Source organism: Pectobacterium zantedeschiae (assembly GCF_004137795.1).
Classification (GTDB): domain Bacteria; phylum Pseudomonadota; class Gammaproteobacteria; order Enterobacterales; family Enterobacteriaceae; genus Pectobacterium; species Pectobacterium zantedeschiae.
Window position 1 is genome coordinate 71,102 of record NZ_NWTM01000007.1, and the last position, 25,519, is coordinate 96,620.

27 protein-coding genes and 1 tRNA gene are annotated in these 25,519 nt (G+C 50.0%); 19 read left to right on the top strand and 9 right to left on the bottom strand.

The features are described from left to right. Positions 1-278 precede the first annotated feature (278 nt). The 7 genes from dksA to panD all read left to right on the top strand — a co-directional run bounded on the left by dksA (position 279) and on the right by panD (position 6,069). On the top strand, positions 279-734 hold the full coding sequence (gene dksA / locus CLR69_RS22210) for an RNA polymerase-binding protein DksA (protein WP_010280759.1): 456 nt from the start codon (positions 279-281) through the stop codon (positions 732-734). Between the two features lie 127 nt (positions 735-861). Further along, a complete protein-coding gene (gene gluQRS, locus CLR69_RS22215; protein WP_129712032.1) occupies positions 862-1,812 on the top strand; it encodes a tRNA glutamyl-Q(34) synthetase GluQRS in 951 nt (316 codons plus the stop codon). Positions 1,813-1,950: 138 nt separating this feature from the next. After that, a complete protein-coding gene (gene pcnB, locus CLR69_RS22220) occupies positions 1,951-3,363 on the top strand; it encodes a polynucleotide adenylyltransferase PcnB (protein WP_207104608.1) in 1,413 nt (470 codons plus the stop codon). Beyond that, positions 3,363-3,860, top strand: a complete 498-nt coding sequence (folK, locus tag CLR69_RS22225; RefSeq protein WP_129712033.1) for a 2-amino-4-hydroxy-6-hydroxymethyldihydropteridine diphosphokinase — start codon at positions 3,363-3,365, stop codon at positions 3,858-3,860. The genes pcnB and folK overlap by 1 nt, the downstream gene beginning before the upstream one ends. Before the next feature lie 116 nt (positions 3,861-3,976). Continuing rightward, positions 3,977-4,771, top strand: a complete 795-nt coding sequence (gene panB, locus CLR69_RS22230; RefSeq protein ID WP_129710225.1) for a 3-methyl-2-oxobutanoate hydroxymethyltransferase — start codon at positions 3,977-3,979, stop codon at positions 4,769-4,771. A 45-nt stretch (positions 4,772-4,816) separates the two neighbouring features. Continuing rightward, positions 4,817-5,671 (top strand): pantoate--beta-alanine ligase, encoded by an 855-nt coding sequence (gene panC, locus CLR69_RS22235; RefSeq protein WP_129710227.1) that lies wholly within the window; start codon positions 4,817-4,819, stop codon positions 5,669-5,671. Positions 5,672-5,688: 17 nt separating this feature from the next. Continuing rightward, positions 5,689-6,069 (top strand): aspartate 1-decarboxylase, encoded by a 381-nt coding sequence (panD, locus tag CLR69_RS22240; protein WP_129710261.1) that lies wholly within the window; start codon positions 5,689-5,691, stop codon positions 6,067-6,069. A gap of 241 nt (positions 6,070-6,310) precedes the next feature. Here panD and CLR69_RS22245 read toward each other — a convergent pair whose 3' ends face one another. Beyond that, the gene (locus CLR69_RS22245) at positions 6,311-7,081 is read right to left on the bottom strand and encodes an ABC transporter permease (RefSeq protein WP_039307158.1); all 771 of its coding nucleotides are present in this window, start codon (positions 7,079-7,081) and stop codon (positions 6,311-6,313) included. Continuing rightward, on the bottom strand, positions 7,078-8,016 hold the full coding sequence (locus CLR69_RS22250) for an ABC transporter ATP-binding protein (RefSeq protein WP_129712034.1): 939 nt from the start codon (positions 8,014-8,016) through the stop codon (positions 7,078-7,080). The genes CLR69_RS22245 and CLR69_RS22250 overlap by 4 nt, the downstream gene beginning before the upstream one ends. Positions 8,017-8,426: 410 nt before the next feature. Between CLR69_RS22250 and can the strand changes: the two genes are divergently transcribed. Next, positions 8,427-9,068, top strand: coding sequence for a carbonate dehydratase (can, locus tag CLR69_RS22255; RefSeq protein ID WP_010280785.1), 642 nt, complete (start codon positions 8,427-8,429; stop codon positions 9,066-9,068). 59 nt (positions 9,069-9,127) lie between these two features. On the opposite strand, the gene hpt is transcribed toward can, so the two are convergent. Then, the gene (gene hpt, locus CLR69_RS22260; protein WP_011094841.1) at positions 9,128-9,661 is read right to left on the bottom strand and encodes a hypoxanthine phosphoribosyltransferase; all 534 of its coding nucleotides are present in this window, start codon (positions 9,659-9,661) and stop codon (positions 9,128-9,130) included. 152 nt (positions 9,662-9,813) lie between these two features. On the opposite strand from hpt, the gene CLR69_RS22265 reads away from it, so the two are divergent. Continuing rightward, the gene (locus CLR69_RS22265; RefSeq protein WP_129712035.1) at positions 9,814-10,248 is read left to right on the top strand and encodes a GNAT family N-acetyltransferase; all 435 of its coding nucleotides are present in this window, start codon (positions 9,814-9,816) and stop codon (positions 10,246-10,248) included. Here CLR69_RS22265 and CLR69_RS22270 read toward each other — a convergent pair whose 3' ends face one another. After that, on the bottom strand, positions 10,249-11,334 hold the full coding sequence (locus CLR69_RS22270; protein ID WP_129712036.1) for an ABC transporter ATP-binding protein: 1,086 nt from the start codon (positions 11,332-11,334) through the stop codon (positions 10,249-10,251). It abuts the gene before it with no gap. A 4-nt stretch (positions 11,335-11,338) separates the two neighbouring features. Further along, on the bottom strand, positions 11,339-12,961 hold the full coding sequence (locus tag CLR69_RS22275) for an ABC transporter permease (RefSeq protein WP_242451677.1): 1,623 nt from the start codon (positions 12,959-12,961) through the stop codon (positions 11,339-11,341). A 432-nt stretch (positions 12,962-13,393) separates the two neighbouring features. Between CLR69_RS22275 and CLR69_RS22280 the strand changes: the two genes are divergently transcribed. The 7 genes from CLR69_RS22280 (at position 13,394) to nrdF (ending at position 19,829) form a co-directional block, all read left to right on the top strand. Further along, entirely contained in the window at positions 13,394-13,741 is a 348-nt protein-coding gene (locus CLR69_RS22280; RefSeq protein ID WP_129710237.1) for a YacC family pilotin-like protein, read from the top strand. Between the two features lie 109 nt (positions 13,742-13,850). Further along, a complete protein-coding gene (gene speE, locus CLR69_RS22285; protein WP_129710239.1) occupies positions 13,851-14,714 on the top strand; it encodes a polyamine aminopropyltransferase in 864 nt (287 codons plus the stop codon). A 45-nt stretch (positions 14,715-14,759) separates the two neighbouring features. Then, the gene (gene speD / locus CLR69_RS22290; RefSeq protein WP_129710241.1) at positions 14,760-15,554 is read left to right on the top strand and encodes an adenosylmethionine decarboxylase; all 795 of its coding nucleotides are present in this window, start codon (positions 14,760-14,762) and stop codon (positions 15,552-15,554) included. Between the two features lie 486 nt (positions 15,555-16,040). Next, the gene (gene nrdH, locus CLR69_RS22295; protein WP_014916295.1) at positions 16,041-16,280 is read left to right on the top strand and encodes a glutaredoxin-like protein NrdH; all 240 of its coding nucleotides are present in this window, start codon (positions 16,041-16,043) and stop codon (positions 16,278-16,280) included. 10 nt (positions 16,281-16,290) lie between these two features. After that, complete coding sequence (gene nrdI, locus CLR69_RS22300) at positions 16,291-16,698, top strand: class Ib ribonucleoside-diphosphate reductase assembly flavoprotein NrdI (RefSeq protein ID WP_129712038.1); 408 nt, start codon at positions 16,291-16,293, stop codon at positions 16,696-16,698. Further along, positions 16,677-18,842, top strand: a complete 2,166-nt coding sequence (gene nrdE, locus CLR69_RS22305) for a class 1b ribonucleoside-diphosphate reductase subunit alpha (protein ID WP_129712039.1) — start codon at positions 16,677-16,679, stop codon at positions 18,840-18,842. Before nrdI ends, nrdE begins: the two co-directional genes overlap by 22 nt. Positions 18,843-18,866: 24 nt before the next feature. Next, positions 18,867-19,829: a class 1b ribonucleoside-diphosphate reductase subunit beta gene (gene nrdF, locus CLR69_RS22310; protein ID WP_015841298.1), complete on the top strand. Its 963-nt coding sequence runs from the start codon at positions 18,867-18,869 to the stop codon at positions 19,827-19,829. A 124-nt stretch (positions 19,830-19,953) separates the two neighbouring features. Here nrdF and CLR69_RS22315 read toward each other — a convergent pair. After that, a tRNA-Asp gene (locus CLR69_RS22315) sits at positions 19,954-20,030 on the bottom strand. 171 nt (positions 20,031-20,201) lie between these two features. After that, entirely contained in the window at positions 20,202-20,939 is a 738-nt protein-coding gene (gene dnaQ, locus CLR69_RS22320; protein WP_129710247.1) for a DNA polymerase III subunit epsilon, read from the bottom strand. Between dnaQ and rnhA the strand changes: the two genes are divergently transcribed. Beyond that, positions 20,893-21,459 carry a ribonuclease HI gene (gene rnhA, locus CLR69_RS22325; RefSeq protein ID WP_165345969.1) on the top strand — a complete coding sequence of 189 codons (567 nt, stop codon included), beginning with the start codon at positions 20,893-20,895 and terminating at the stop codon, positions 21,457-21,459. The genes dnaQ and rnhA overlap by 47 nt on opposite strands. 19 nt (positions 21,460-21,478) lie before the next feature. Here rnhA and CLR69_RS22330 read toward each other — a convergent pair whose 3' ends face one another. Then, the gene (locus CLR69_RS22330) at positions 21,479-22,189 is read right to left on the bottom strand and encodes a class I SAM-dependent methyltransferase (protein ID WP_129712041.1); all 711 of its coding nucleotides are present in this window, start codon (positions 22,187-22,189) and stop codon (positions 21,479-21,481) included. Positions 22,190-22,232: 43 nt separating this feature from the next. On the opposite strand from CLR69_RS22330, the gene gloB reads away from it, so the two are divergent. Beyond that, positions 22,233-22,988, top strand: a complete 756-nt coding sequence (gene gloB, locus CLR69_RS22335) for a hydroxyacylglutathione hydrolase (RefSeq protein WP_129712042.1) — start codon at positions 22,233-22,235, stop codon at positions 22,986-22,988. 70 nt (positions 22,989-23,058) lie between these two features. After that, positions 23,059-24,432 (top strand): murein transglycosylase D, encoded by a 1,374-nt coding sequence (mltD, locus tag CLR69_RS22340; RefSeq protein WP_129710255.1) that lies wholly within the window; start codon positions 23,059-23,061, stop codon positions 24,430-24,432. A 71-nt stretch (positions 24,433-24,503) separates the two neighbouring features. On the opposite strand, the gene CLR69_RS22345 is transcribed toward mltD, so the two are convergent. Further along, positions 24,504-25,292: an endonuclease/exonuclease/phosphatase family protein gene (locus tag CLR69_RS22345; protein ID WP_129710257.1), complete on the bottom strand. Its 789-nt coding sequence runs from the start codon at positions 25,290-25,292 to the stop codon at positions 24,504-24,506. Between the last annotated feature and the right edge of the window lie 227 nt (positions 25,293-25,519).

Sequence of the window (25,519 nt, forward strand, 5' to 3'; positions counted from 1 at the left end):
GGCCCTTACGGGGCGAGGTCCACGCAAGTGGGCCGAGTATCGAAGCCAACGCACATGCAACTTGAAGTATGACAGGTATAAGCAGGTTGTTCCTCACACTTTATCAGGCCGGTGTCAGGAAGCATTGCCAACCCCATCTTCATCTGCTATTTATAGCGGCCTGTTTTTCCCCCCTTTGGGGGCCGATATACCCAAATAGCTGGAGTTATGGCCAACAACGCCGCAATTTCACTACATAAAAGGGTATTATGCGTGTCGTGTTATGTAGGAGAGGCAACATGCAAGAAGGGCAAAATCGTAAGACATCTTCTCTGAGCATTCTCGCAATTGCCGGAGTAGAGCCGTACCAGGAGAAGCCGGGCGAAGAGTATATGAACGACGCTCAGCTGGCTCATTTCAAGCGTATTCTTGAAGCATGGCGCAACCAACTCATGGATGAAGTGGATCGAACTGTATCGCACATGCGCGATGAAGCCGCTAATTTCCCCGATCCCGTGGATCGTGCTGCGCAGGAAGAAGAGTTCAGTCTCGAACTGCGTAACCGCGACCGTGAGCGTAAACTGATCAAGAAAATCGCCAAAACACTGGTGAAAATCGAAGAAGAGGATTTCGGATTCTGCGAATCCTGTGGCGTCGAGATTGGCATCCGCCGTCTGGAAGCACGTCCGACCGCCGATCTGTGTATCGACTGCAAAACATTGGCAGAGATACGCGAAAAGCAAATGGCAGGATAATTTTTCTGTCCAGAATTGGCTCCTGCCACTCGCAGGGGCCGATTTCGATAACCTACCGCTGATGAATGATGTTCATCACTCTATCTTCTGTCTGGATAAAACACTGACGAGATAGCACTAATCTCTTATGTCTGTAACCGATCGCGCTACTGAAATTAATCATTTTACCGAAACTCATCGTTATGTCGGGCGTTTTGCTCCCTCTCCCTCTGGTGACCTGCATTTTGGTTCACTGATCGCCGCACTGGGTAGTTACCTTCAGGCTCGTTCTCAACAAGGGCGCTGGCTGGTACGTATTGAAGACATCGATCCTCCACGGGAAATTCACGGAGCCGCTTCCCGAATACTTGCACAGTTAGAACACTACGGTTTGCACTGGGACGGCGATGTGGTTTATCAGTCACAACGACATGCGCGTTACCGTGAAATTCTTCATCAGCTTCAACAGCAGGGAATGAGCTATTACTGCACCTGTACGCGTAGCCGTATTCAGCAGTTGGGTGGGCACTATGACGGCTATTGTCGGACACGCAACCTGCCCGCCGACAACGCCGCGCTACGCCTGCGGCAAACGACGCCAGTGTTTCACTTTCACGATAAATTACGTGGCGATCTGTATGCCGACCAGGCTCTCGCTCAGGAGGATTTTATTATCCACCGCCGTGACGGACTGTTTGCTTATAATCTCGCGGTGGTCATCGACGATAACGATCAGGGTATTACGGAGATCGTGCGCGGTGCCGATCTTATCGAACCGACAGTTCGGCAAATTTCGCTCTATCAACAGTTAGATTATACGATCCCCACCTATGTTCATCTGCCGCTGGTTCTGAATACCGAGGGAAATAAACTTTCCAAACAGAATCACGCCCCGGCACTGCCGGACAGCGATCCACGTCCCGTGCTGCTTGCTGCGCTGCAATTTTTAAATCAACCACTGCCGGAAAATGGGCAAGAAATGACGCTTTCCTCACTTCTGGCATGGTCTGTCGCGCATTGGTCGCTTGATGTCGTCCCGTTACAGGCGGCAATAAACGCGTCCGCGATCACATCGGCATTCTCAAAGGGGCATTGGTGAGCTATGATTAGCCGCTATTTTTCGTGACGCGCCATCCTTGACCGTCATTTTTGCAGGCCGTCGCCGGGGTGACGTCAAAAATGTCTTCCGGAAGTTTTTGTTGTGCCGTTGATTTATCCATCACTATCGAGGTGTATTATCTTTTCCCGAGTTGCTAATTTTTGTCGTAAAGTACTGAATCGTGAGAACGAAATGGTCGAATCAGAGGAACCGCGTCAGCATCTGACGGTAATCCCGCGTGACCAACATACTATTTCACGCAGTGACATCAGCGATAACGCGCTGAAAGTACTTTATCGCCTGAACAAAGCGGGCTACGAAGCTTATCTGGTTGGCGGCGGCGTACGCGATCTGCTGCTGGGCAAAAAGCCGAAGGATTTTGATATCACCACTAACGCTACGCCCGAGCAGGTGCGCAAGTTATTTCGCAACTGTCGTTTGGTAGGGCGCCGTTTCCGTCTCGCACATATCATGTTCGGGCCCGAGGTGATTGAAGTTGCTACATTCCGTGGTCACCACGAGCAGCATCAGGAGCAGCAAGAAACCAAAAATTCTTCTCAGCAGGCTCAGAGCGGCATGCTGCTACGCGACAACATCTTTGGTTCAGTTGAAGAAGACGCCCAGCGTCGTGATTTCTCGATCAATAGCCTCTATTACAGCATTGCTGATTTCAGCGTACGCGATTATACCAATGGCCTGAACGATCTGCGTCAGGGTGTTATTCGTATGATTGGCGATCCTGAAACGCGCTACCGTGAAGATCCGGTGCGGATGCTGCGCGCCGTCCGTTTTGCCGCCAAGCTGAACATGACCGTCAGCCCGGAAACCGCCGAACCGATTCCTCGTCTGGCTGCACTGCTGCACGATATTCCTGCGGCGCGGATGTTTGAAGAATCGCTGAAGCTGCTTCAGTCAGGCTACGGCTATCCAACCTATAAAATGCTGTGCGAATATCAGCTGTTCCAGCCGCTTTTCCCGCTGCTGAGCCGCTATTTCACACCAAACGGTGATTCCACGCTGGAGCGTATGGTTGCTCAAGTGTTGAAAAACACCGATGAGCGTTTGCAAAACGATATGCGGGTGAATCCAGCATTTTTGTTCTCCGCAATGCTGTGGTATCCGCTGATTGAACATGCACAAAAGCTGGCTCAGGAAAGCGGTCTGGCCTACTTTGATGCATTCTCACTGGCGATGAACGATGTACTGGATGAACAGTGTCGTTCTCTGGCCATTCCTAAGCGTATTACCTCGTTAGTCCGCGATATTTGGCAACTGCAAACGCGCCTGTCTCGCCGTCAGGGTAAACGCGCTTATAAACTGATGGAACATCCTAAATTCCGCGCCGCGTATGACCTGCTTTGCCTGCGCGCCGAGATTGAAAATCATCAGGAGCTGCTGCGTCTGGCTCAATGGTGGGGAGAATTCCAGGTCGCCGCGCCACCGCGTCAGCAAAATATGCTTAGATCGCTGGATGATGGCCCGACACCACATCGTCGCTCCCGTCCTCGTCGGCCGCGTAAACCGACGACAGCCCGTAGGGATCAAGCCTGATGACACGCGTGTATCTGGCGCTGGGCAGCAATCTTGCCCAGCCTTTACAACAGGTACGCGCTGCACTGTCTGCGCTGGATGCGATTCCACAGACTCGCGTCGTACGCTGCTCCTCGTTTTACCGTAGTCGTCCGCTTGGTCCGCAGGATCAGCCAGATTATCTTAATGCCGTCGTTGAGCTGGAAACCGCATTAGCCGCAGAATCGTTGCTCGATTGCACACAGGCTATAGAACTGGAACAAGGTCGAGAGCGCAAGGCGCACCGCTGGGGTCCACGCACGTTGGATCTGGACATTTTGCTGTTCGGAGATGCCACTATCCAGACGGAACGCCTGACCGTGCCGCATTACGACATGAAAAATCGCGAATTCATGCTCTACCCGCTCGCGGAAATCACGCCTGAACTGACGTTCCCCGACGGCGAAACACTCGCCCGCCGGTTAACCCATGTCAACCGCAACGGTCTGACATTGTGGGACAACAGCCATCCCGTCTGAGCCATAATAAAGCCAACATACAGGCAGATTGAAGCATGGCGGCTATATCGCTACACGTCGGCTTACATTAGAATGTTCCCCTCAATTCTTCGCCCTATTGACATAGGAAGACCGTCATGAAACCGACGACTATCTCCCACTTGCGCCAATGGAAACAAGAGCAGCGAAAATTCGCTACGATAACGGCTTACGACGCCAGCTTCTCTCGTTTGTTTTTTGAACAAGGCATTCGTGTGATGCTGGTGGGTGATTCTCTGGGAATGACCGTACAAGGTCACGATTCCACCTTGCCCGTAACTACAAACGACATCGTTTACCATACTCAGTGCGTCCGCCGTGGTGCTCCGCTGGCTCTGGTTCTTTCCGATATGCCATTTATGACCTACGCCACGCCGGAACAAACATTCAGTCAGGCGGCAGAACTGATGCGTGCCGGTGCGAATATGGTGAAGCTGGAAGGTGGAAGTTGGCTTGCCCCAACGGTAAAAATGTTGACCGAACGTGCCGTGCCGGTTTGCGGTCATCTGGGTCTGACGCCGCAATCCGTTAACATCTTCGGTGGTTATAAAATTCAGGGGCGAAGTGAAAGCGACGCTAATCAACTGCTGGCCGATGCACTCGCGCTTGAAGAAGCCGGTGCGCAGTTGCTCGTACTGGAATGCGTACCTGTCGCGCTGGCCAAACGTGTAACAGAAGCGCTATCGATCCCGGTGATCGGTATTGGCGCTGGCAATGTTACCGACGGGCAGATTCTGGTCATGCATGATGCCTTCGGCATTACCGGTGACAGCACGCCTAAATTTGCCAAGAACTTTCTGGCGCAAAGCGGTGACATCCGCGCCGCGGTACGCCTGTATACACAAGAAGTCGAACAAGGTATCTATCCAGCCGAAGAGCATTCGTTCCATTAAAGAACGCGCATTCCACTAATCAGACTGTTTTTAAGGAGTACGGGTGTGTTGATTATTGAAACCCCTCTACTGCTGCGCCGCGAAGTCCGTCGCTGGCGTCAGGAAGGGAAACGCATTGCTTTGGTTCCCACCATGGGTAATTTACACGACGGGCATATGACGCTGGTCGATGAAGCCAGAGCACGCGCAGACATCGTTATTGTCAGCGTTTTTGTCAATCCCATGCAGTTTGAGCGGCCAGATGATTTAGCCCGCTACCCCCGGACATTGCAGGAAGACTGCGAAAAATTGAACCGCCGTGGTGCCGATCTGGTTTTCGCACCGAGCCCGGATGTGATATACCCGAATGGACTGGAATCGCAAACGTTTGTCGATGTGCCAGGCCTGTCTTCCATGTTGGAAGGCGCCAGCCGTCCCGGCCACTTCAGAGGGGTTGCTACCATCGTCAGCAAGCTGTTCAATCTGGTACAGCCGGATTTAGCCTGCTTCGGTGAGAAAGATTACCAGCAGTTAGCGCTGATTCGGCAGCTTGTTCGCGATATGGGCTATGACATTGATATCGTCGGCGTCCCTATTGTGCGTGCAAAAGACGGTTTGGCATTAAGTTCACGCAATGGCTATCTCAGTGCTGAGGAACGCCAGTTGGCACCGATACTTTATCAGTTGATGATGGCGCTTTCAGCGCAGTTAGACAACGGCGATCGCCAGATAGATACATTGCTGGAACAAACGGCAGAGAAATTGCGCGAAGCAGGCTTTACGCCAGATGAACTGTTTATCCGCGATGCTGATACGCTGCAACCGCTGAGTGCTGCCAGTACACGCGCAGTGATTTTGATGGCTGCCTGGTTAGGCAAGGCCAGATTGATTGATAACTACCAGGTCGATTTGACTGTATGAACCGAGGTAACAAAGCGATGATACGTACCATGTTGCAAGGCAAGCTGCACCGGGTCAAAGTAACTCAGGCTGACTTGCATTATGAAGGCTCTTGCGCCATCGATCAGAATTTTATGGATGCCGCAGGTATTCTGGAATACGAAGCGATTGATATCTATAACGTTGATAATGGTCAGCGTTTCTCTACCTACGCCATTGCAGGCGAAAGAGGCTCACGCATTATCTCTGTGAACGGTGCCGCCGCTCGCTGCGCCTGTGTGGGCGACAAGTTGATTATCTGTTCCTACGTGCAGATGTCAGACGAACAAGCCAGAAGCCACAACCCCAAGGTTGCTTATTTCTCTGGTGAGAACGAACTACAACGTCAAGCCAAAGCGATTCCGGTTCAGGTCGCCTGATCGCTTTATCGATAAGCAAAAGGCGGTGTTACCACCGCCTCAGGCCATTGACAAACCTATTTACTGAATGAAAACGGGAGTAACGGAATAGAAGAGTAAAGCGTTTGCGCCAGGGATGGCGCAAGCCGAGCGTACAAGGATGTATTCACAGCGTCTTTACGATCTATCCGTTACTCTCGCTGTCAGCAACCTCAGGCGGTGTTACCACCGCCTTCTCATCAAGCTATATATAACTGACAAACTATGTCCGCAGCCCACGTCCGCGTTCAATCAACCACCAAACCAGCAGATAAAACACCACGATAAAGGCAATCAGCACCGACATCGTGAACAACAGCGGCACATCCTGAATTCCGAGGAAGCCATAGCGGAAACCGCTAATCATGTACACCACTGGGTTCAGTTTAGAAATAGCCTGCCAGACGGGCGGTAACAGCGTTAACGAGTAAAACACGCCACCCAGATAGGTCAACGGCGTCAATACAAACGTTGGGATCAGACTGATATCATCAAAGGTTTTCGCAAACACCGCATTCAGTAATCCCGCCAGCGAGAACAGCGTCGCCGTCAGTAGCAATGTCAGAACGATGATCCACCAGGCATGCACATGCAACGGGACGAAAAACAGCGACACCGCCGTTACCAGAACCCCTACGCACACGCCACGCGCGATCCCCCCGCCAATATACCCCGCAATAATCACATGAGTTGGCACTGGCGCGACCAGCAACTCTTCAATATTGCGCTGAAATTTGGCGCTGAAGAAGGAAGAGGCTACGTTGGCATAGGCGTTGGTAATCACCGCCATCATAATCAGGCCCGGTACGATAAACTGCATGTAGGTGAAACCGTGCATTTCACCAATACGTGAACCGATCAGGTTGCCGAAAATAATAAAGTACAGCGTCATGGTGATCACTGGCGGCACCAGCGTCTGAATCCAGATCCGGCCAAATCGGGTCACTTCTTTGACCCAAATACTCTGTAGCGCCACCCAATACAAATGCATCATGCTTTTTCTCCCTTACCGTTCGTCCCGTCCCCATTAACCAACGTGACAAACAGCTCTTCCAGCCGGTTAGCTTTATTACGCATACTTAATATTGTTATCCCTTGCGCGCTTAGCTGGCTGAATAGCGCGTTCAGGCCTTGCTCGCGCATCACATCTACTTCCAGCGTTGACGTATCCATCAGGCGGAACGTATAACCTTCAAGCTGTGGTAGCGGGCTTTTTGCCGCCAGATCGAAAATAAACGTTTCGGACTTCAACTGAGCAAGAAGCTGCTTCATCGACGTATTTTCCACCAGTTCCCCGCGCTGAATGATCCCGATGTTGCGGCACAGCATTTCCGCCTCTTCCAGGTAGTGCGTCGTCAGGATAATCGTGGTGCCCTGCGCGTTCAGTTCCTTCAAAAAGCCCCACATGGAGCGGCGTAGTTCGATATCTACCCCCGCAGTTGGCTCATCAAGAATCAGCAGTTTGGGCTCATGCATTAACGCACGTGCGATCATCAGGCGACGCTTCATCCCACCGGACAACATCATCGCTTTTTCGCTGCGTTTCTCCCATAGATCCAGCTGTTTCAGGTATTTTTCGGCACGCTGCAACGCATCCTGACGTTTCACGCCATAGTAACCGGCCTGATTAACCACAATCTGTAATACCGTTTCGAAAGGATTGAAGTTGAACTCCTGCGGAACCAATCCCAGTTGGCGCTTCGCATTCACTTTATCCAACTCAAGATCGTAGCCAAAGACGCGAACTTTACCGGCGGTTTTATTCACCAACGAGCTGATAATCCCTATCGTGGTTGATTTTCCCGCGCCGTTCGGCCCCAGTAGCGCATAGAAATCCCCCGCTTCCACGTTCAGGTCGATTCCCCGTAACGCCTTGACGCCTCCCGGATAAGTTTTGGTGAGTTGCGCCAGTTCCAGTGCATATGTCATAAGAAATGGATTGCCTTATTATCAGTGAGTTCTACAGATTCGAAGTGTGACAAATAAATACTCTAAATAATTCAAGTTTCAGGCAGGCGGCAAGAGAAGGACAAATTCGTCGGGAACGAATTTGTCCAGCCAACGGCTGGCCTCCGGTGAGAGACAGGATGTCTCTCATTTCATCCCGATGAGCTTACTCAGGTAAGTGATTCGGGTGACTGACAAATCTGCCAGAGGCAGATTTGAACGCTGCTTGCAGCGATCCCTACGGGGCGAGGTCCACGCGAGTGGGCCGAGTAGCGCAGCCAACGCACAGGCAACTTGAAGTATGACGAGTATAAACTATCGTTTTTCAAACGACGCATGTTGCCTTATATTACTCCCCACTGCCCCTTGTTTGTTACAGGTCATTTACTTTCATGAAAGAAATTGAAACGCTCATCGCGAACAACCAACTTTGGTCTAAAACGATGGTGGAAGAGGATCCTGGCTATTTTGAACGTCTGGCGCAGGCACAACGACCCCGTTTTCTATGGATTGGATGCTCGGACAGTCGCGTACCTGCGGAAAGTCTGACCAGCCTTGAGCCTGGTGAACTGTTTGTTCACCGCAACGTCGCAAATCTGGTTATTCACACCGATCTCAATTGCCTGTCTGTCGTGCAATATGCCGTCGAAGTTCTCGAAGTCGAGCACATCATCATCTGCGGTCACTACGGCTGCGGCGGTGTTCAGGCGGCGGTGGAAAACCCAGAATTGGGTTTGATTAATAACTGGCTGCTGCATATTCGTGATTTGTGGTACAAGCATAGTTCGCTGCTGGGGGAATTGCCTCCTGAACAGCGACTGAACACGCTCTGTGAAATCAACGTTGTCGAGCAAGTTTATAACCTTGGCCACTCGACGATCATGCAGTCCGCCTGGAAGCGCGGGCAGAAAGTCACGATCCACGGTTGGGTTTACGGTATTCAGGATGGCCGACTGCGCGATCTGGAAGTGACTGCGACCAACCGGGAGACGCTGGAACAGCGTTATCGCCGCGCGATTTCGTCACTGCCTTGATCCACTGCCTGACGCCCACTCGCTGGGCGTCGTTCACGGCATCAGCCTTACCTTGACCGTTATTCTTGCGGAACAACCTTGCCGACGTAAGGTAAATGACGATAGTGCTGAGCATAGTCGATGCCGTAACCCACAACGAACTCATCAGGGATCGAGAACCCAACCCACTCCACTTTCACCGCTACTTCACGGCGCTCTGGTTTATCCAGCAGCGTACAGATAGCCAACGATTTCGGCTCACGCAGTTGCAGAATTTCCCGCACTCTGCTCAATGTATTACCCGAATCGATAATATCTTCAACGATCAATACGTCTTTACCGCGAATATCTTCATCCAAATCTTTCAGAATTTTAACATCGCGCGTACTGTTCATACCGCTGCCATAGCTGGATGCCGTCATGAAATCCACTTCGTGAGGGACATCGATCGCTCGGCATAGATCGGCCATAAAGATAAACGATCCGCGCAATAGCCCCACCAGCACCATATCGCTGCCGCTATCACGGTAGTGTTCGCTGATCTGTTGCCCCAGTTCGGTAACCCGCGCCATCACTTCCTGCTCAGAAATCATGACTTCCACGGTATGTTTCATCATACTGATAACTCTTTGAAGTAAGGTATTCAGCACCATCGACAAAATGACAGACTCATTCCCGATGATGCGCCAATGCTGACGTTTAAATCAGTCTGGGCAGTGCCCAGGCGCGCGAAGTATATCAGAAACCACACCATGAAGGAGACATCATGAGCACACCACCCGTGGATGTTTGCTACAAAGTGAACGCCCCGCTTTCCAGCCAGCAGTTCATTGAGCTGTTGGCAAAAACCTCATTGGGGCCACGCCGCCCGCTGGATGATGAGACGGCGATTGCAGGTATGCTTAAGCACGCCAACCTGCTGGTTTCCGCATGGCAAGGAGAAACGCTGGTTGGCATCGCACGTAGCGTGACAGATTTTCATTTCTGCTGTTATCTGTCCGATCTGGCGGTGTCAGACGACTGTCAGCATGTGGGGATAGGAAAAAAGCTCATTCAACAAACCGCTCAGCAGTTGGAAAAAGGCTGCAAAATCATTTTGCTGGCCGCACCGCTGGCGGTGGATTACTACCCGAAATTAGGGTTTGAAAAACACAACAGCGCCTGGCTCATACCTGCATCAGATCTGCACTCAGAGGCGTAATCATTTTTTCTCAGGATCTTCAGCCGTGCTGTTGACGGCCGGTAAAGCAGGATACAAAACCGGAGGATCCGTCTTAATACTTAAACGCACCTGCTGCCCTGGTTCAAACCAGTTGCCGGTCTGCACCAGCAGCATCAACTCTCCCAGTTTCACCCGATACAAGTTTGATGTGCCCATAAACAATCGATCTTCGATCGAGGCTGGGCCATCAGGATCGAGCGCCAATGCCACGTCTGCCGGGCGCACCATCCAGTCGCACTGCGAATCGATTGACTGATTGAGTGGATGTGTCGCGAGATGATCGCCCAATGGGCTCTGCCATTGATGGTCGCTCATGATTTTCACGGGCAAATAGTTCGTATTCCCCATAAAATCAGCCACAAAGCGACTATTCGGGCGATGATACAACTCGGATGGATAACCCTGCTGCACTATCTTCCCTTCATCAAGCAAGATCAGATGGTCGGCACAGGCAAACGCATCCTCTCTACTGTGCGTAGCAAAAACCGCCGCGACATGACGCTGTTTGAGAACCTGTCGTAACTCGGTGATCAGGCGATAGCGAGTCTGGCTGTCCAGTCCTGGAAATGGCTCGTCCAGCAGCAGCAGTTTCGGTTCACAGGCCAGCGCACGGGCAATGGCCAAACGCTGTTGCTGTTCATTAGAGAGCTCATGTGGATAACGCGCAGCAACATCATCCAGTTGCAAGAGCACCAGCATCTCCGCACAGATTGGCTTCACCTCACTTTCCGGGCGGCCATATAAACCAAATGCAATATTGCCTTCAACGGTCAGATGCGGAAAAAGCGCGTAGTCCTGAAAAATCAGCCCAACCTGACGCCGTTCAGGCAAGACGTATTCCTGCGGTGAGCTGATGGGCTCTCCCTCCAGCAAGATCTTGCCCTGAGTAATCGGCAGCAAGCCCGCGATCGCCTGTAATAACGCCGTTTTACCGCTGCCGTTCCTGCCCAGTAGACAGATAGTCTCATCATCGCGCACGGCAAATGAGATGTTCTCCAACACGGGGGTCTGCTGCAACGTACAACTTACCGCCTGAACGCTAAGAATATCTATCGACGCAACCATGTGATTATCCTTTTATATTCAGTGCGCGATTCAGCCAGAAAACCGGTATCAGCCCTACAGCGACTAACACCAGCGCTGGAAAAGCAAATGACGCAATCTGCTCACTCGCCGTAAAGCGAAAAACATACGTTGCCAACGTATCAATCCCAAAAGGACGCAGCAGCAGCGACACATTCAGCTCTTTCATGCTTTCCGTGAAGATCAGCAACGCACCGATGAAGATACTGCGGCGCAACAGCGGAATATGCACGCGTGACCAGCGACTGAGGGGAGAAGCTCCCAGCACGAGACTCGCACTATCCAACGATCTTGGGATGGCTTCCATGCTGCGTTCAAGACTGTCCAACATCAAGCGTCCAAATTTAACGCTATAGGCAAGGATGAGAATAAATAGCGAGCCTGCGAGCAAAGCATCCGCAGTAGGGAGCCCGGCAGCACTGGCAAGCAAATTAATCCCGTTATCCACCAGCGACAACAAGGTAAACAGCCCTACGGCCAGTACCGCGCCAGGTAAGGCAAAACTCAAACTAACCAACCGAACTGGCGTCTGATTGGCAAACACGCCAGCCGTGCGCGTGTAGAAGATAAACGACAACGCCATTAGCGTAATGATGGCGGTCGCCGTCGCAGATGCCAACAGGCTATTCATTACCGCGTGGAGGAACACCATATCCCATATCGACATCATGTGCCGGAGAGCCAGAAATAACAGATACAGTACAGGGAGCAGGAACGACAGACAAACAACTCCCCAGCAATAACTGCGAACCACCCTGCTACGCCACCCGCTCAACACAGGCGGTACTACCAGAGGGGAATTTGCCTGAGCTTGATAAATTTTTTGCTTCCGACGCCAAAGATTAACCAAAAACATCAAAAGAAAAATCGCGGGCAGAATCAAGACCCCAAGACGCGCAGCCGCCCCTACATCACCCTGCATCTGCCAGATATCCAGCACCTGCGTTGTCATAGTTGGGATACCCAGATAAGACGCGGTACCATAATCGCCCAGTGTCTCGACCATCACTAGCGCGCCACCACAGGCAATAGCTGGCAGCGCAATGGGCAAACATAAGCGTCGGAATACCTGAGTGCGAGTCTGATTCAGTAAACGGGCCGAATGGATGAGGCTGGCGGGCTGTTTCACCAGCGCTTCGCGCACCAACAGGTAAATGTAGGGATACAACACCAGCGCCAGTATCAAACTCACACAGCCGAGTGAAAGAGGTAGCTCAGCAGCATGGGATTCTCCCCATAGCGATGCTATCCACAACCCTCCTTCCCTTAACAACAGGAACAGATGCCGTAACGCATCGGTATAAAGGTAAGCGAGCAGAAAAGCAGGCATAGCAAGCGGCAGGCAAAGCGCCCATTGCAACACGCGATGGCCAGGAAAGCGGTACATGGCGATAAACCACGCTGAAGGCAAACCAAACAGTAGACTGAAGAAAAGCGTACCCATCACGATGACCGCAGAATGTATCAGATAGGTAGGTAAACCGATTTGCCACAGTTGGGTAAATCCCAGCCCGTCGGCAAAAAAAGCCTGATAAAAAACCGTTGCTAAAGGAAGCAGCAACAGTCCCGCCAACAACCAACTACTGACGCGCCAGACACCGGAGATCATAGAATAAAAACTGTATTGGGTGAGATCTCTGTTATTAATAACAGAGCCTGACAGCGGCGTCATCGTATCAAACAGCGATAAATAGGCTCTAATCCTGCGATTAACCCAAGATGGTTTTCACCACTTAAGACAATCCAAATAAATATTATTAATTTCAACAAATTATACTCACTAACTTTCTTTCTTCTTGGCACTTATTCTTTATCGCTATTCTCTAAATAATTCGAGTGGCGGAGCAAAGCGTGGGTATTTTGCACCACGCAAAGCGCGATCCCGTCAGAGAGAGGGCAACGAATGAGTCCAATAACAAAACCAACGCACATGCAGCTTGCAGAATAACGGGGGATATCAGATGTTTCCCGTAAGAAAACTTGGAACCCCATGGGATATCTGTGATAACGTCATCTGACGATATTTGGAACAGGTTCAACCATGAAAAACTCTGCGCTGGCTCTGCTCCTGCTAAGCCTGATGAGCTTCTCTTCCGCCAGTAAGGCGCTGAATGAATTTGAAGCGGAAGATCTGGCCGATCTGACCGCGATCTTTGTCTATTTGAAAAACCACTGTGGCTATCAAGATCTGCCGAATGAACAGATTCGTCGGACGCTAGTTGCATTTGCTCAGCAGAATCGCTGGGATCTCAGCAACTACAACGCTTACGACATGACGGCAATGGGTGAAGACAGCTATCGCGATCTCAGTAACATTGCGATCCCGACACCGAAGAAATGTCAGTCTCTGGCACGCAATTCACTCGGTCTGCTCTCCTACGCACAGTAATTCTCCCTCTTCCTCCGCACTGACTGAAATTTGACCGTGCAAGCGGTAAAAGAGTCGGCTATGATGGCGCGCCAATTTTCATGGCTGTTATCGCGGAGGAAGCCCTAACATGTCCCAGAAAGAAATTTGGTATGAAACCCTACATGCCAACTTTGGCCAGTATTTTTCGGTTGATCGGGTGCTGTATCACGAGAAGACCGATCATCAAGATCTCATCATCTTTGAAAACGACGCATTAGGTCGCGTGATGGCGCTTGACGGCGTGGTGCAAACCACCGAGCGCGATGAATTCATCTATCACGAAATGCTCACCCACGTTCCCCTTCTGTCACACGGCAATGCCAAACGCGTACTGATTATCGGTGGCGGAGATGGCGGCATGCTGCGGGAAGTCAGCCGACACCGTGGCGTCGAACAGATCACGATGGTAGAGATCGATGCTGGCGTGGTGGAATTCTGTCGCCAATATTTGCCCAACCACAGCGCTGGTAGCTATGACGACCCGCGTTTTAACCTGGTGATTGATGACGGCGTAAATTTCGTCAGACAGTGCAGCGAAAAGTTTGACGTCATTATTTCCGATTGCACCGACCCTATCGGCCCCGGCGAAAGCCTGTTCACCTCCGATTTCTATCAGGGTTGTGCCCGTTGCCTGAACGAAGGCGGAATTTTTGTCGCCCAGAATGGTGTCTGTTTCCTACAACAGGATGAAGCCGTCGGCAGCCATAAAAAACTCAGCCATTATTTCCATGATGTCAGCTTTTATCAGGCGGCTATCCCGACGTATTACGGCGGCATTATGACTTTCGCCTGGGCCAGCAATAACCCGGCACTACGCCAGCTAGACGCCGCAACGCTGCGCCAGCGTTTTTCGCAATCAGGTATAAGCTGTCGCTATTACACGCCTGATGTTCACATCGGCAGCTTTGCCCTGCCGCAGTATCTGTTAAGTGCGCTACAGAATGCGCGATAATCCATCACTTAGGGTAATCACACAGCCACAAGGGGGTGACGTAAATTGCACAAGCTGAAGCTACACGGCTTTAACAACCTGACGAAAAGCCTGAGTTTTTGTATCTACGATATCTGTTACACCAAAACGGCCGACGATCGCGATGGTTACATCGCCTATATCGACGAACAATATAACGCTAATCGTTTAACAGAAATCCTCACCGAAACCTGCTCAATTATCGGTGCCAACGTCCTTAACATCGCACGTCAAGACTATGACCCACAAGGTGCCAGCGTAACCATTCTGGTCAGCGAAGAACCCATCGATCCACGTGACGTGGATACCTCAGAACACCCAGGGCCGCTGCCTAACTCCGTCGTTGCGCATCTGGATAAAAGCCATATCTGCGTTCATACCTACCCGGAAAGCCACCCCGAAGGCGGACTTTGCACCTTCCGCGCAGATATCGAAGTTTCTACCTGTGGCGTAATCTCACCGCTAAAAGCGCTGAACTACCTCATCCACCAGCTCGAATCCGATATTGTGACCATCGACTATCGCGTACGGGGGTTCACTCGTGATATCAATGGGATAAAGCATTTTATCGACCATCAGATTAACTCAGTCCAAAACTTCATGTCTGAGGATATGAAATCGCTCTATCACATGATGGACGTGAATGTGTATCAGGAAAATATCTTTCATACCAAGATGTTATTGAAAGACTTCGACCTCAAGCATTACCTATTCAACGTCAGTCCTGAAGAACTCAGCACTGCCGAACGGAAGAGGATTACCGATCTGCTATATCACGAAATGCAGGAAATCTATTACGGCAGAAACCTGCCCGTCCTGTAATCGATCGCCTCAGGCAGCGATGCTGCCTTTGGTAAACCGAGATCGGAGATACCCGGGGCTATCACGGTGCGAGGTATCCCTACGGGAACCTCATCACCGTGCTTCCCCTAATATCAGACATTGTCATCAACCCGAATCACTGCTCTATTCGGATCGGGTAAAAGCAGCACTTTCCATCTCCCACCTCTCCCTTTCATTTCTTCGCACACTATTTCGTCAAAAATGATGCGTATCACATTTATTTCTTTCTGCATTTTTTACTTGCATTCTCTAACAGCCTTGCCACATCTGGGTTCGCGTGAATTTGTATAAGGTCAACTAAAAATCATATATCTTGTGTGGTTGAAATTTTAAATGTCCACATCTAGTATTCTTTGTGTAGCCCTCACGTAACGGGTCGCTACCCAGTGGATCGGTTCGGGTGAACACACCCTGAAGATAGCCGTTCCGACATACTTCTTTCACGCCAAAGGGTAAATACGAATCATGCGTATTACTATTTTCACTAAGCCAGATTGTGTTCAATGCAACGCCACGTGCCGTGCGCTGGATAAGCAAGGAATTAACTATCAACTGGTGGACTTAACTGAAGATGAACAGGCGTTACAGCAGGTAAGAGCGTTGGGCTATCAGCAGGTGCCCGTCGTGATGACGGCCGATGACCATTGGAGCGGCTTCCGCCCAGATAAGATCAGTACTCTGAACGCCGCCCTGCAATTGCAGTAAGGGAGGCAATATGAACCCGCTGGTCTATTTCTCCAGCCAGTCGGAAAACACGCATCGCTTCATTTCCAGGGTTGGTTTACCAGCCCTAAGAATACCGATTGCGACAGAACAGCCTGTATTGAAAGTTGATCGCCCCTATATTCTGGTTGTCCCCAGCTACGGCGGAGGCAGTCCGAAAGGGGCTGTGCCGCGTCAGGTCATCATCTTTCTCAACGATCCGCACAATCGCGCTTATCTGCGTGGCGTGATTGCCGCAGGCAATACCAATTTCGGTGCAGCGTACTGCATCGCCGGTGACATCATAGCGCAGAAATGTCAGGTGCCCTACCTGTACCGCTTTGAATTGCTCGGCACGGCAGAAGACGTTGCAAATGTGCGTAAGGGAGTAACTGAATTTTGGCAACAACAGACCACGTGAGTGCAAAGGCAACCAAAACCGACGCGGATGCCCACTCACTCGATTACCATGCGTTGAACGCCATGCTGAATCTCTACGACGCGGAGGGAAATATCCAGTTCGAGATGGATAAACTCGCGGCACGCCGTTATTTCCTACAGCATGTAAACCAGAACACCGTGTTCTTCCACAATCTGGAAGAAAAGCTGCGTTATTTAGTTGAAGAAGGTTACTACGAAGCAGAAGTACTGGACCAATATCACTTCGATTTCATCAAGAGTCTTTTCCAACAAGCCTACGCTCACAAATTTCGCTTTCAAACCTTTCTGGGCGCGTTCAAGTACTACACCGGCTACACGCTCAAAACCTTTGACGGCAAACGTTATCTGGAACGCTATGAAGATCGTGTTTGCCTCGTAGCGCTGGCCCTCGCCAAAGGGGACACCGCACTAGCTAGCGCGTTGGTCGACGAGATCATCAGCGGACGCTTTCAGCCCGCCACGCCCACGTTTCTCAACTGTGGTAAAAAACAGCGCGGTGAGCTGGTTTCCTGCTTCCTGCTACGTATCGAAGACAATATGGAGTCGATTGGTCGAGCGATAAACTCCGCGCTTCAGCTTTCAAAACGCGGCGGCGGCGTAGCCTTCATGCTCAGCAACATCCGCGAAACCGGCGCACCAATCAAGCGTATCGAAAACCAGTCGTCCGGCATTATTCCCATCATGAAAATGCTGGAAGACGCATTCTCCTACGCCAACCAACTGGGCGCACGTCAAGGCGCAGGTGCGGTGTACCTCAACGCCCACCACCCAGATATTCTGCGTTTTCTGGATACCAAGCGGGAAAATGCCGATGAGAAAATCCGTATCAAGACGCTGTCTTTAGGTGTGGTCATTCCCGATATCACGTTCCAACTGGCGAAGAATAATCAGGTGATGTACCTGTTCTCACCTTATGATGTCGAGCAGGTTTACGGGGTGCCGCTGTCAGAAATTAGCGTAACCGAAAAATACCATGAAATGGTAAACGACAAGCGCATCCGTAAATCCCAAATTAAGGCCCGCGAATTCTTCCAGATTCTCGCCGAAATCCAGTTCGAGTCCGGTTATCCCTACATGATGTTTGAGGATACGGTGAATCGCGCGAATCCGATTCACGGCCGCATCAATATGAGTAACCTGTGCTCTGAGATTTTACAGGTCAATGACGCCAGCCTGTACGACGACGATCTCGGCTACCGCCACATTGGCAAAGACATCTCCTGCAACCTCGGCTCGATGAATATCGCCAATGCGATGGCCTCGCCGGATTTCGGACAGACGGTTGAAATGGCGATCCGTGCGCTGACCGCCGTTTCCGATATGAGCCACATCCGTTCTGTGCCATCTATCGAAAAAGGCAACGACGAATCGCACGCGATTGGTTTAGGGCAGATGAATCTGCACGGCTATCTGGCGAAAGAGCGTATTTTTTACGGCACAGAAGAAGCCGTCGATTTCACTAATATCTATTTCTACACCGTCGCTTTCCACGCAATTCGGGCATCGAACGCGCTAGCGATAGAACGTAATCAGCGCTTTTCCGGGTTTGAGCTCTCCAAATACGCCACAGGCGAGTATTTTGATAAATACATCGAACAGCAGTGGGAGCCGACAACCGCCCGCGCGCGTGAACTGTTTGAACAGGCGGGCATCCATATTCCTAACCAGCAAGACTGGGCAGCGCTGCGCGAATCCGTTATTGCGCACGGTATTTACAACCAGAACTTGCAGGCTGTTCCACCGACCGGTTCGATTTCGTATATCAACCACTCGACGTCCAGTATCCATCCGATTGTGTCACGCATTGAAATTCGTAAAGAGGGCAAGATCGGTCGCGTCTACTACCCTGCCCCTTATATGAACAACAACAACCTGGAGTATTACCAGGATGCCTATGAGATCGGGCCGCAGAAGATCATCGACACCTACGCCGCCGCAACGCAGCACGTCGATCAGGGGCTGTCGCTGACGCTATTTTTCCGCGATACCGCCACCACGCGTGACATCAATAAAGCGCAGATTTATGCCTGGACCAAAGGTATTAAAACTATTTATTACATTCGCATACGGCAGATGGCGCTGGAAGGCACCGAAGTTCAGGGCTGTGTGTCCTGTGCGCTATAAGCCATCGCGGAAGGAAATCGAAGCATGACCGCACTCACTCGCGTCCAGGCGATTAACTGGAACAAAATTGAAGACGACAAAGATTTGGAAGTCTGGAACCGGCTAACGTCTAATTTCTGGCTGCCGGAAAAGGTGCCGCTGTCGAACGATATTCCGTCATGGAGTACGTTGAATGCCCGCGAGCGTCAGTTGACGATTCGTGTTTTCACCGGTCTGACATTGCTGGACACCATCCAAAATACGCTAGGTGCGCCGACGCTAATGCCCGATGCGGTAACGCCGCATGAAGAAGCCGTGCTGTCTAACATCAGCTTTATGGAAGCCGTGCACGCTCGCTCGTACAGCTCTATTTTCTCAACGCTGTGCCTGACCAGCGAAGTGGACGATGCTTATCGCTGGAGTGAAGAGAATCCGGCGCTACAGAAAAAGTCCGACATTATTCTGTCGCACTATCGCAGTGACGACCCGTTGATGAAGAAAGTCGCCAGCGTGTTTCTGGAGTCATTCCTGTTCTACTCGGGATTCTACCTGCCGATGTACTGGTCAAGCCGCGCCAAACTTACCAACACGGCGGATTTGATCCGACTAATCATCCGTGACGAAGCCGTACACGGCTACTACATTGGCTACAAATTCCAGAGAGGATTAGCGAAGGCCGATCCCGCACGCCAACAGCAGGTAAAAAACTTCGCTTACGACCTGCTACAGGATTTGTACGACAACGAAGTGCTGTATACGCAGGAACTCTATGACGGCGTGGGCTGGACAGAAGATGTGAAGAAATTCCTTCACTACAACGCAAACAAAGCACTGATGAATTTGGGCTATGAAGCGCTGTTCCCCGCCAGCATGACGGATGTGAATCCCGCGATTCTCTCGGCGCTATCGCCAAATGCCGATGAGAACCACGACTTCTTTTCTGGCTCCGGTTCGTCTTATGTGATCGGTAAAGCCGTGAACACCGAAGACGAAGATTGGGATTTCTAAAAAAATGGCCACCGCATTCTGGGTGGCCATTTTTTCTATACGCTATTTTCCGCAGCTCTTTTTTTCTATAAGAACCAGAAATGAAAAAACCCTGAATCATTGCTGATTCAGGGTCTTCAATAAGTGGCGGAACGGACGGGGCTCGAACCCGCGACCCCCTGCGTGACAGGCAGGTATTCTAACCAACTGAACTACCGCTCCACTCGTGCTCACTGAGCGGTGTGAATACTAAGATGATGGCACTATTACGTCAATGCTTTTTATAACTAACCGTTTCTGTTTGCTTATAATTTCATCTTACTAACTACTATCTCACCAGGGATATAATCCACTTATCCGTTTTGCCATGTAAAGGACGATACTTCGGCTGTGTTATTCCGCTCGCCACAGGCAACTCCCCCCTTTTTTAGCAATCAGATCCAGTCGTTGTTCATGCGCTAATAACTCTGCCTCATCGGCATAGAGTACCTTTAACGCCGATTGTGGACGGACAATTCTTTGGATCGTTTCGCTATTCTCATTCTGCTGCTGCGCTTCCCCCTCCATCGCAAAGGTCAGGGAAGTTTGGCCACCGGTCATCGCCAAATAAACTTCTGCCAGAATCTCGGCATCGAGCAATGCGCCGTGCAGCGTACGCTTGCTGTTGTCTATCAAATAGCGATCGCAGAGCGCATCCAAACTGTTTCGCTTACCGGGAAAGATCTTCCGTGCCATAAACAGGCTATCGGTGATCTTACAGAACGTCTCCGTCTTGGGAATATCCCGGCTCAGCAACCGGAATTCGTAATCCATAAAGCCGATATCAAACGTCGCGTTATGAATGACCAACTCCGCACCACGGATAAAATCGAGAAAATCATCTGCGATATCAGCATATGTCGGTTTATCAGCAAGAAACTCATCGCTGATACCATGTACGTTATACGCTTCGGGATCGACTAAACGATCGGGTTTGATATAAACATGAAAATGGCGGCCAGTCAGGCGGCGGTTAATAACTTCGACCGCACCGATCTCGATAATTTTATGCCCTTCGTAGTGGACCCCCAGCTTATTCATACCGGTGGTTTCTGTATCCAGGACGATTTGTCGCGTAATTTCAGTGCTCATCGTTTTCGTTTATGTCAGACTTGCCGTTTTTACCATGAGGGAGAGTCTACCAGAGATGCGCAAACAGGTAGAAATTTTCACCGACGGATCTTGCCTCGGTAATCCCGGCCCCGGCGGTTATGGCGCCCTGCTGCGCTACAAGCAGCACGAAAGAGCATTGAGTGCAGGTTATCGTCTTACGACGAATAACAGAATGGAACTAATGGCCGCCATTGCAGCGCTTGAAACACTGACCACCGACTGTGACGTTATACTCAGCACAGACAGCCAATATGTTCGCCAGGGAATCACCAGTTGGATTCATAACTGGAAAAAGCGTGGTTGGAAAACAGCCGACAAAAAGCCTGTCAAAAATGTCGATCTCTGGAAAAGACTAGATACCGCGATTCAGCGCCATTCAGTGCGCTGGGAATGGGTAAAAGGGCACGCAGGTCACCCGGAAAACGAACGCTGTGATGAACTGGCTCGCGCTGCTGCCACTGCACCAACACTTGATGACACCGGCTACCAGGCGGAGTAAATCATATGAGGCGCGTGCCTCATCTTCGATATATCTTTGTTGCGCCCACCGTGCGGCGCACAGATGCTTTCCGCAATCGTGCTCTCATCGGCGTGAACGTTAGTGGAATTGTTCGCTTCCGGGCAATAATCAGTGTCAGACACCCCAACATCGGAATATGTTTATTCAGCTTCCCTTTATTCCTTCGCCATGGCGTAACGTGAAAATGGGTCTGATGAATAACCTCATAGTTCAATAGTCCCAGCCAGTCCATGATACGCATTTGAGTGAACATTCGACTGCAATAGGGATGCTTTTTATTAAGTTTGGGAATCAGTTTGCCAAGACCAACCAGACTGATCGGATTAAACGTACTGAGTATTAGCCAACCATCATCCACCAAGACACGATCAACCTCCCGCAAAATACGATGCGGATCCGATGAATAAGAGAGCGTTTGAGCGAGCAAACAGGCATCAATAGACTTTTCAGAGAAGGGTAATTGATAGGCATCAGCCATGACCTGAAGATTATCACCGTGTGGAGCAACGTTAACCTGATGCGCAATCGCACACTCTGTTACGTGGATTTCCGCACTCAGCGCTCCTACCTTGATAAGATGAAAGCCAAAGAGTTTTGGCCACCATGGCAACAAGGCCTGTTCAAGCGACTCACGATAAAATTGCCCGCAGGTGATATCATCCCATGAATCAGGTGCAACAATGGTCTGAGGGATTTGTGCCGATTTCATCTTCTATTGTCGTCCCCAGGCTACTAGCAAAAAGAGGTGATGAATGAATCTTATCAGTATCCCCGCACTTCAGGACAACTACATTTGGTTATTGAGCAATAAAGCAAATCGCTGTGTTATCGTCGATCCTGGTGAAGCAAGCCCAGTGCTTGATACGCTCGATCAAAACTCACTTTTCCCCGAAGCAATTTTACTCACTCACCACCATAACGACCACGTGGGAGGTGTCCGCGAGATACTCAATCATTACCCTAACTTGCCCGTTTTCGGCCCGAAAGAAACTGCGAAATGCGGCGCAACCTACTTATTAGAGGAAGGAAATACCGTCGCTTTGTTAAATTCGGAATTTTCTGTAATTGAGGTTCCAGGACACACATCTGGTCATATTGCCTACTATAATGCGCCATTTTTGTTCTGTGGCGATACGCTATTTTCAGCGGGATGCGGTCGTATATTTGAAGGAAATCCAAAGCAAATGTATGAATCAATTAAAAAAATAGCAGAGCTTCCTGACGATACGCTGGTGTGCTGCGCTCATGAATACACGCTATCAAACTTAAGATTTTCTAATACCATATGGCCTGAAGATCCAGATATTGAATCTTATCTTCATAAAATCAGTCAGATACGAGAAAAATCGCAGTCTAGTCTGCCAACAACACTAGCTCTGGAGAGAAGAATCAATCTATTTCTCCGCTGCCATGAGATTGATTTAAAAAGAAAATTATCAAAAGAACCTGAAAATATAGAGAATTGGCAAGTTTTTGAGATGCTACGTAGCAAGAAAGACTGCTTTTGAAGGTTTAGGTTGTGCTATTCCTCTAATCAAAGTATCCTTGCTCGTCTTTTAAGCAACTATTGACCAACATATGAAGGCTAAAGCGATGATCATCGCCTCAGTCTTGCTGGCGGGTTGTCAGGTATCACCTCATGACACCTCGCAACCTAAGCAGCATGCACAGAGTTTGTCTTCGGCAAGTCAAAGTGAAGCAGGAAAGTACACAGATGGTCGAGAGGCCTCCGCGCGATGGCTAGATGACGATAGTCTCGCGCAACGAGATCTGTGGAACTTCATTGGCGACGAGCTGAAGATGGAGGTTCCGGATAACGCCCGGATCCGCGAGCAAAAAACGCGTTATTTGAAGAATAAGAGCTATCTCCACGATGTAACATTACGGGCAGAGCCGTACATGTACTGGATAGTCGAGCAGATTAAGCAACGTAAAATGCCGATGGAACTGGTACTGCTACCCATAGTGGAGAGCGCTTTTGATCCAAGTGCCACATCATCCGCCAATGCCGCAGGGCTATGGCAGATTATCCCTGGCACAGGACGTAATTATGGTTTGAAACAAAACCAATGGTATGACGGGCGTCGCGACGTGATTGCGTCTACGACGGCTGCGCTGGATATGATGCAACGGCTCAACACGATGTTTGATGGTGACTGGTTATTGACAGTTGCTGCATACAACAGTGGCGAAGGGCGTGTCATGCAAGCGATGAAGTCGAATAAAGCGAAAGGGAAATCAACCAACTTCTGGGCATTGGCGTTACCGCGTGAAACGTCTATTTATGTTCCTAAGATGCTGGCCTTGAGCGACATTCTTAAAAACAGCAAAAAATACGGTGTAAATCTGCCACAGCCCAATGAAAGCCGGGCATTAGCCAAGGTGGAACTGGGGCAACAGATAGAGTTGACACAAGCCGCTGAGATGGCTGGCCTGTCGTTGAACAAGCTGAAGAGCTATAACTCGGGCTATAAACGTAATGTTACCGCGCCAAATGGGCCACATTACATTATGGTTCCTAAAGCTCACGTTGAGCAGTTGAAAGATTCGCTGGCTGATGGCGACATTGCAGCGGTTCAACCAACACGTTTAGCGCAAACGCAGTCAACGCCAGCGTCACAGCAGTATAAGGTACGCTCAGGTGATACCTTATCGGCGATTGCGGCACGACTTAATGTCAGCACGAAAGATTTGCAGAACTGGAACAATTTGCGTAGCGCTGGTGCGCTCAAGGTTGGTCAGACACTGCAAGTTGCTAAAGCTTCAAGCAATAGCGACTCTATCACCTATCAGGTACGAAAGGGTGATTCGCTGGCAAGTATTGCTAAACGCCATGGCGTAAATATCGCTGATGTGATGCGCTGGAATACGGTCATCAACAAGAATGCCAACATACAGCCAGGCGATCGTCTGACGCTTTATGTTAGCAACAACATAAAACCTGATTCTTAATGTCGTATTAGAATCAGCAACGAAAAACAGCCCTCCTACAGTTTTTGTAGAGGGCTATTTTTTTATGGCGATTAAATCAGGCTAAACTCGACGAGCAGTGGGTTATGATCTGAGGCCTGAGTCACCAATACAGAAGACTGGTTTACGGTCATCTCACGGTAAAAAACGAAATCTAACGGTCGCCCAAACGCTTTACGCCGTTGATCATCAACAAAACTCACTTCCTGCAACGCCATCCTTATCGCAAACCGATTAAGTGCATTGATCCTTTGTTGACTCCATGCATTAAAATCTCCAGCCATAATAGCCGGCCCCTGATGATGTGCGAGTTGCTCCCCAATTGCAGCGAGTTGTTTGGTATAAACCTCAACACCAAAACTAAAGTTAACCGCATGGATATTGATAACCATCAGCTTCTGGCCATTCTGAAGCGCATAGACAGTTACCAAAGAGGACTTGGCCAAACGCAACAAGGGTTCCCTTTCACGTAAAGGACAGCAATATACTGGCTGGGCCGCTGACAGCGTCATCACACCTGATGGGTGTTGTGGAAGGATAATTGCAGGTACCTGATCGGCAGAAAGGTAGTTAGTGGTTGCAAAACGAATGAGGTCTGGCGTACTTTGTGCTTCCTGCAACAGGACTAACTGAGTACCTTTACCGAAATTCTGCAATACGGAAAGCCAGTCCAGCCTTTGCTGCTTGAAAATGTTCCACACCATTACACGTAAGACATCCCCCTCCAACAGCAATGAGCCTGTCGGTAGAGTTTGCTCGGGATAATGAATTTCCCCTGGGGGGAAGATACGTTCAGCTGGTTGGCCAGCAACATATCTCATTGCATAGGTTTTTTTCCGCACGCCTCATCCACTATTAGTTTCAATACACCAAATACCCTATCAAAAAAGAGTCCCCTTCCGTTATAAGAATTTTATCGCAGACTTACGGCACACGCCCATAGATAGGAAAGGAAAAGATAAAATGGTCGGCAAAAAAACGTAAAGAGAAGGAAAAATAGGAAATGATCTAAAAAATTCTAATTTATACATATGAAAAAGCCCTAAGCGTTAGCTTAGGGCTTTTCAAA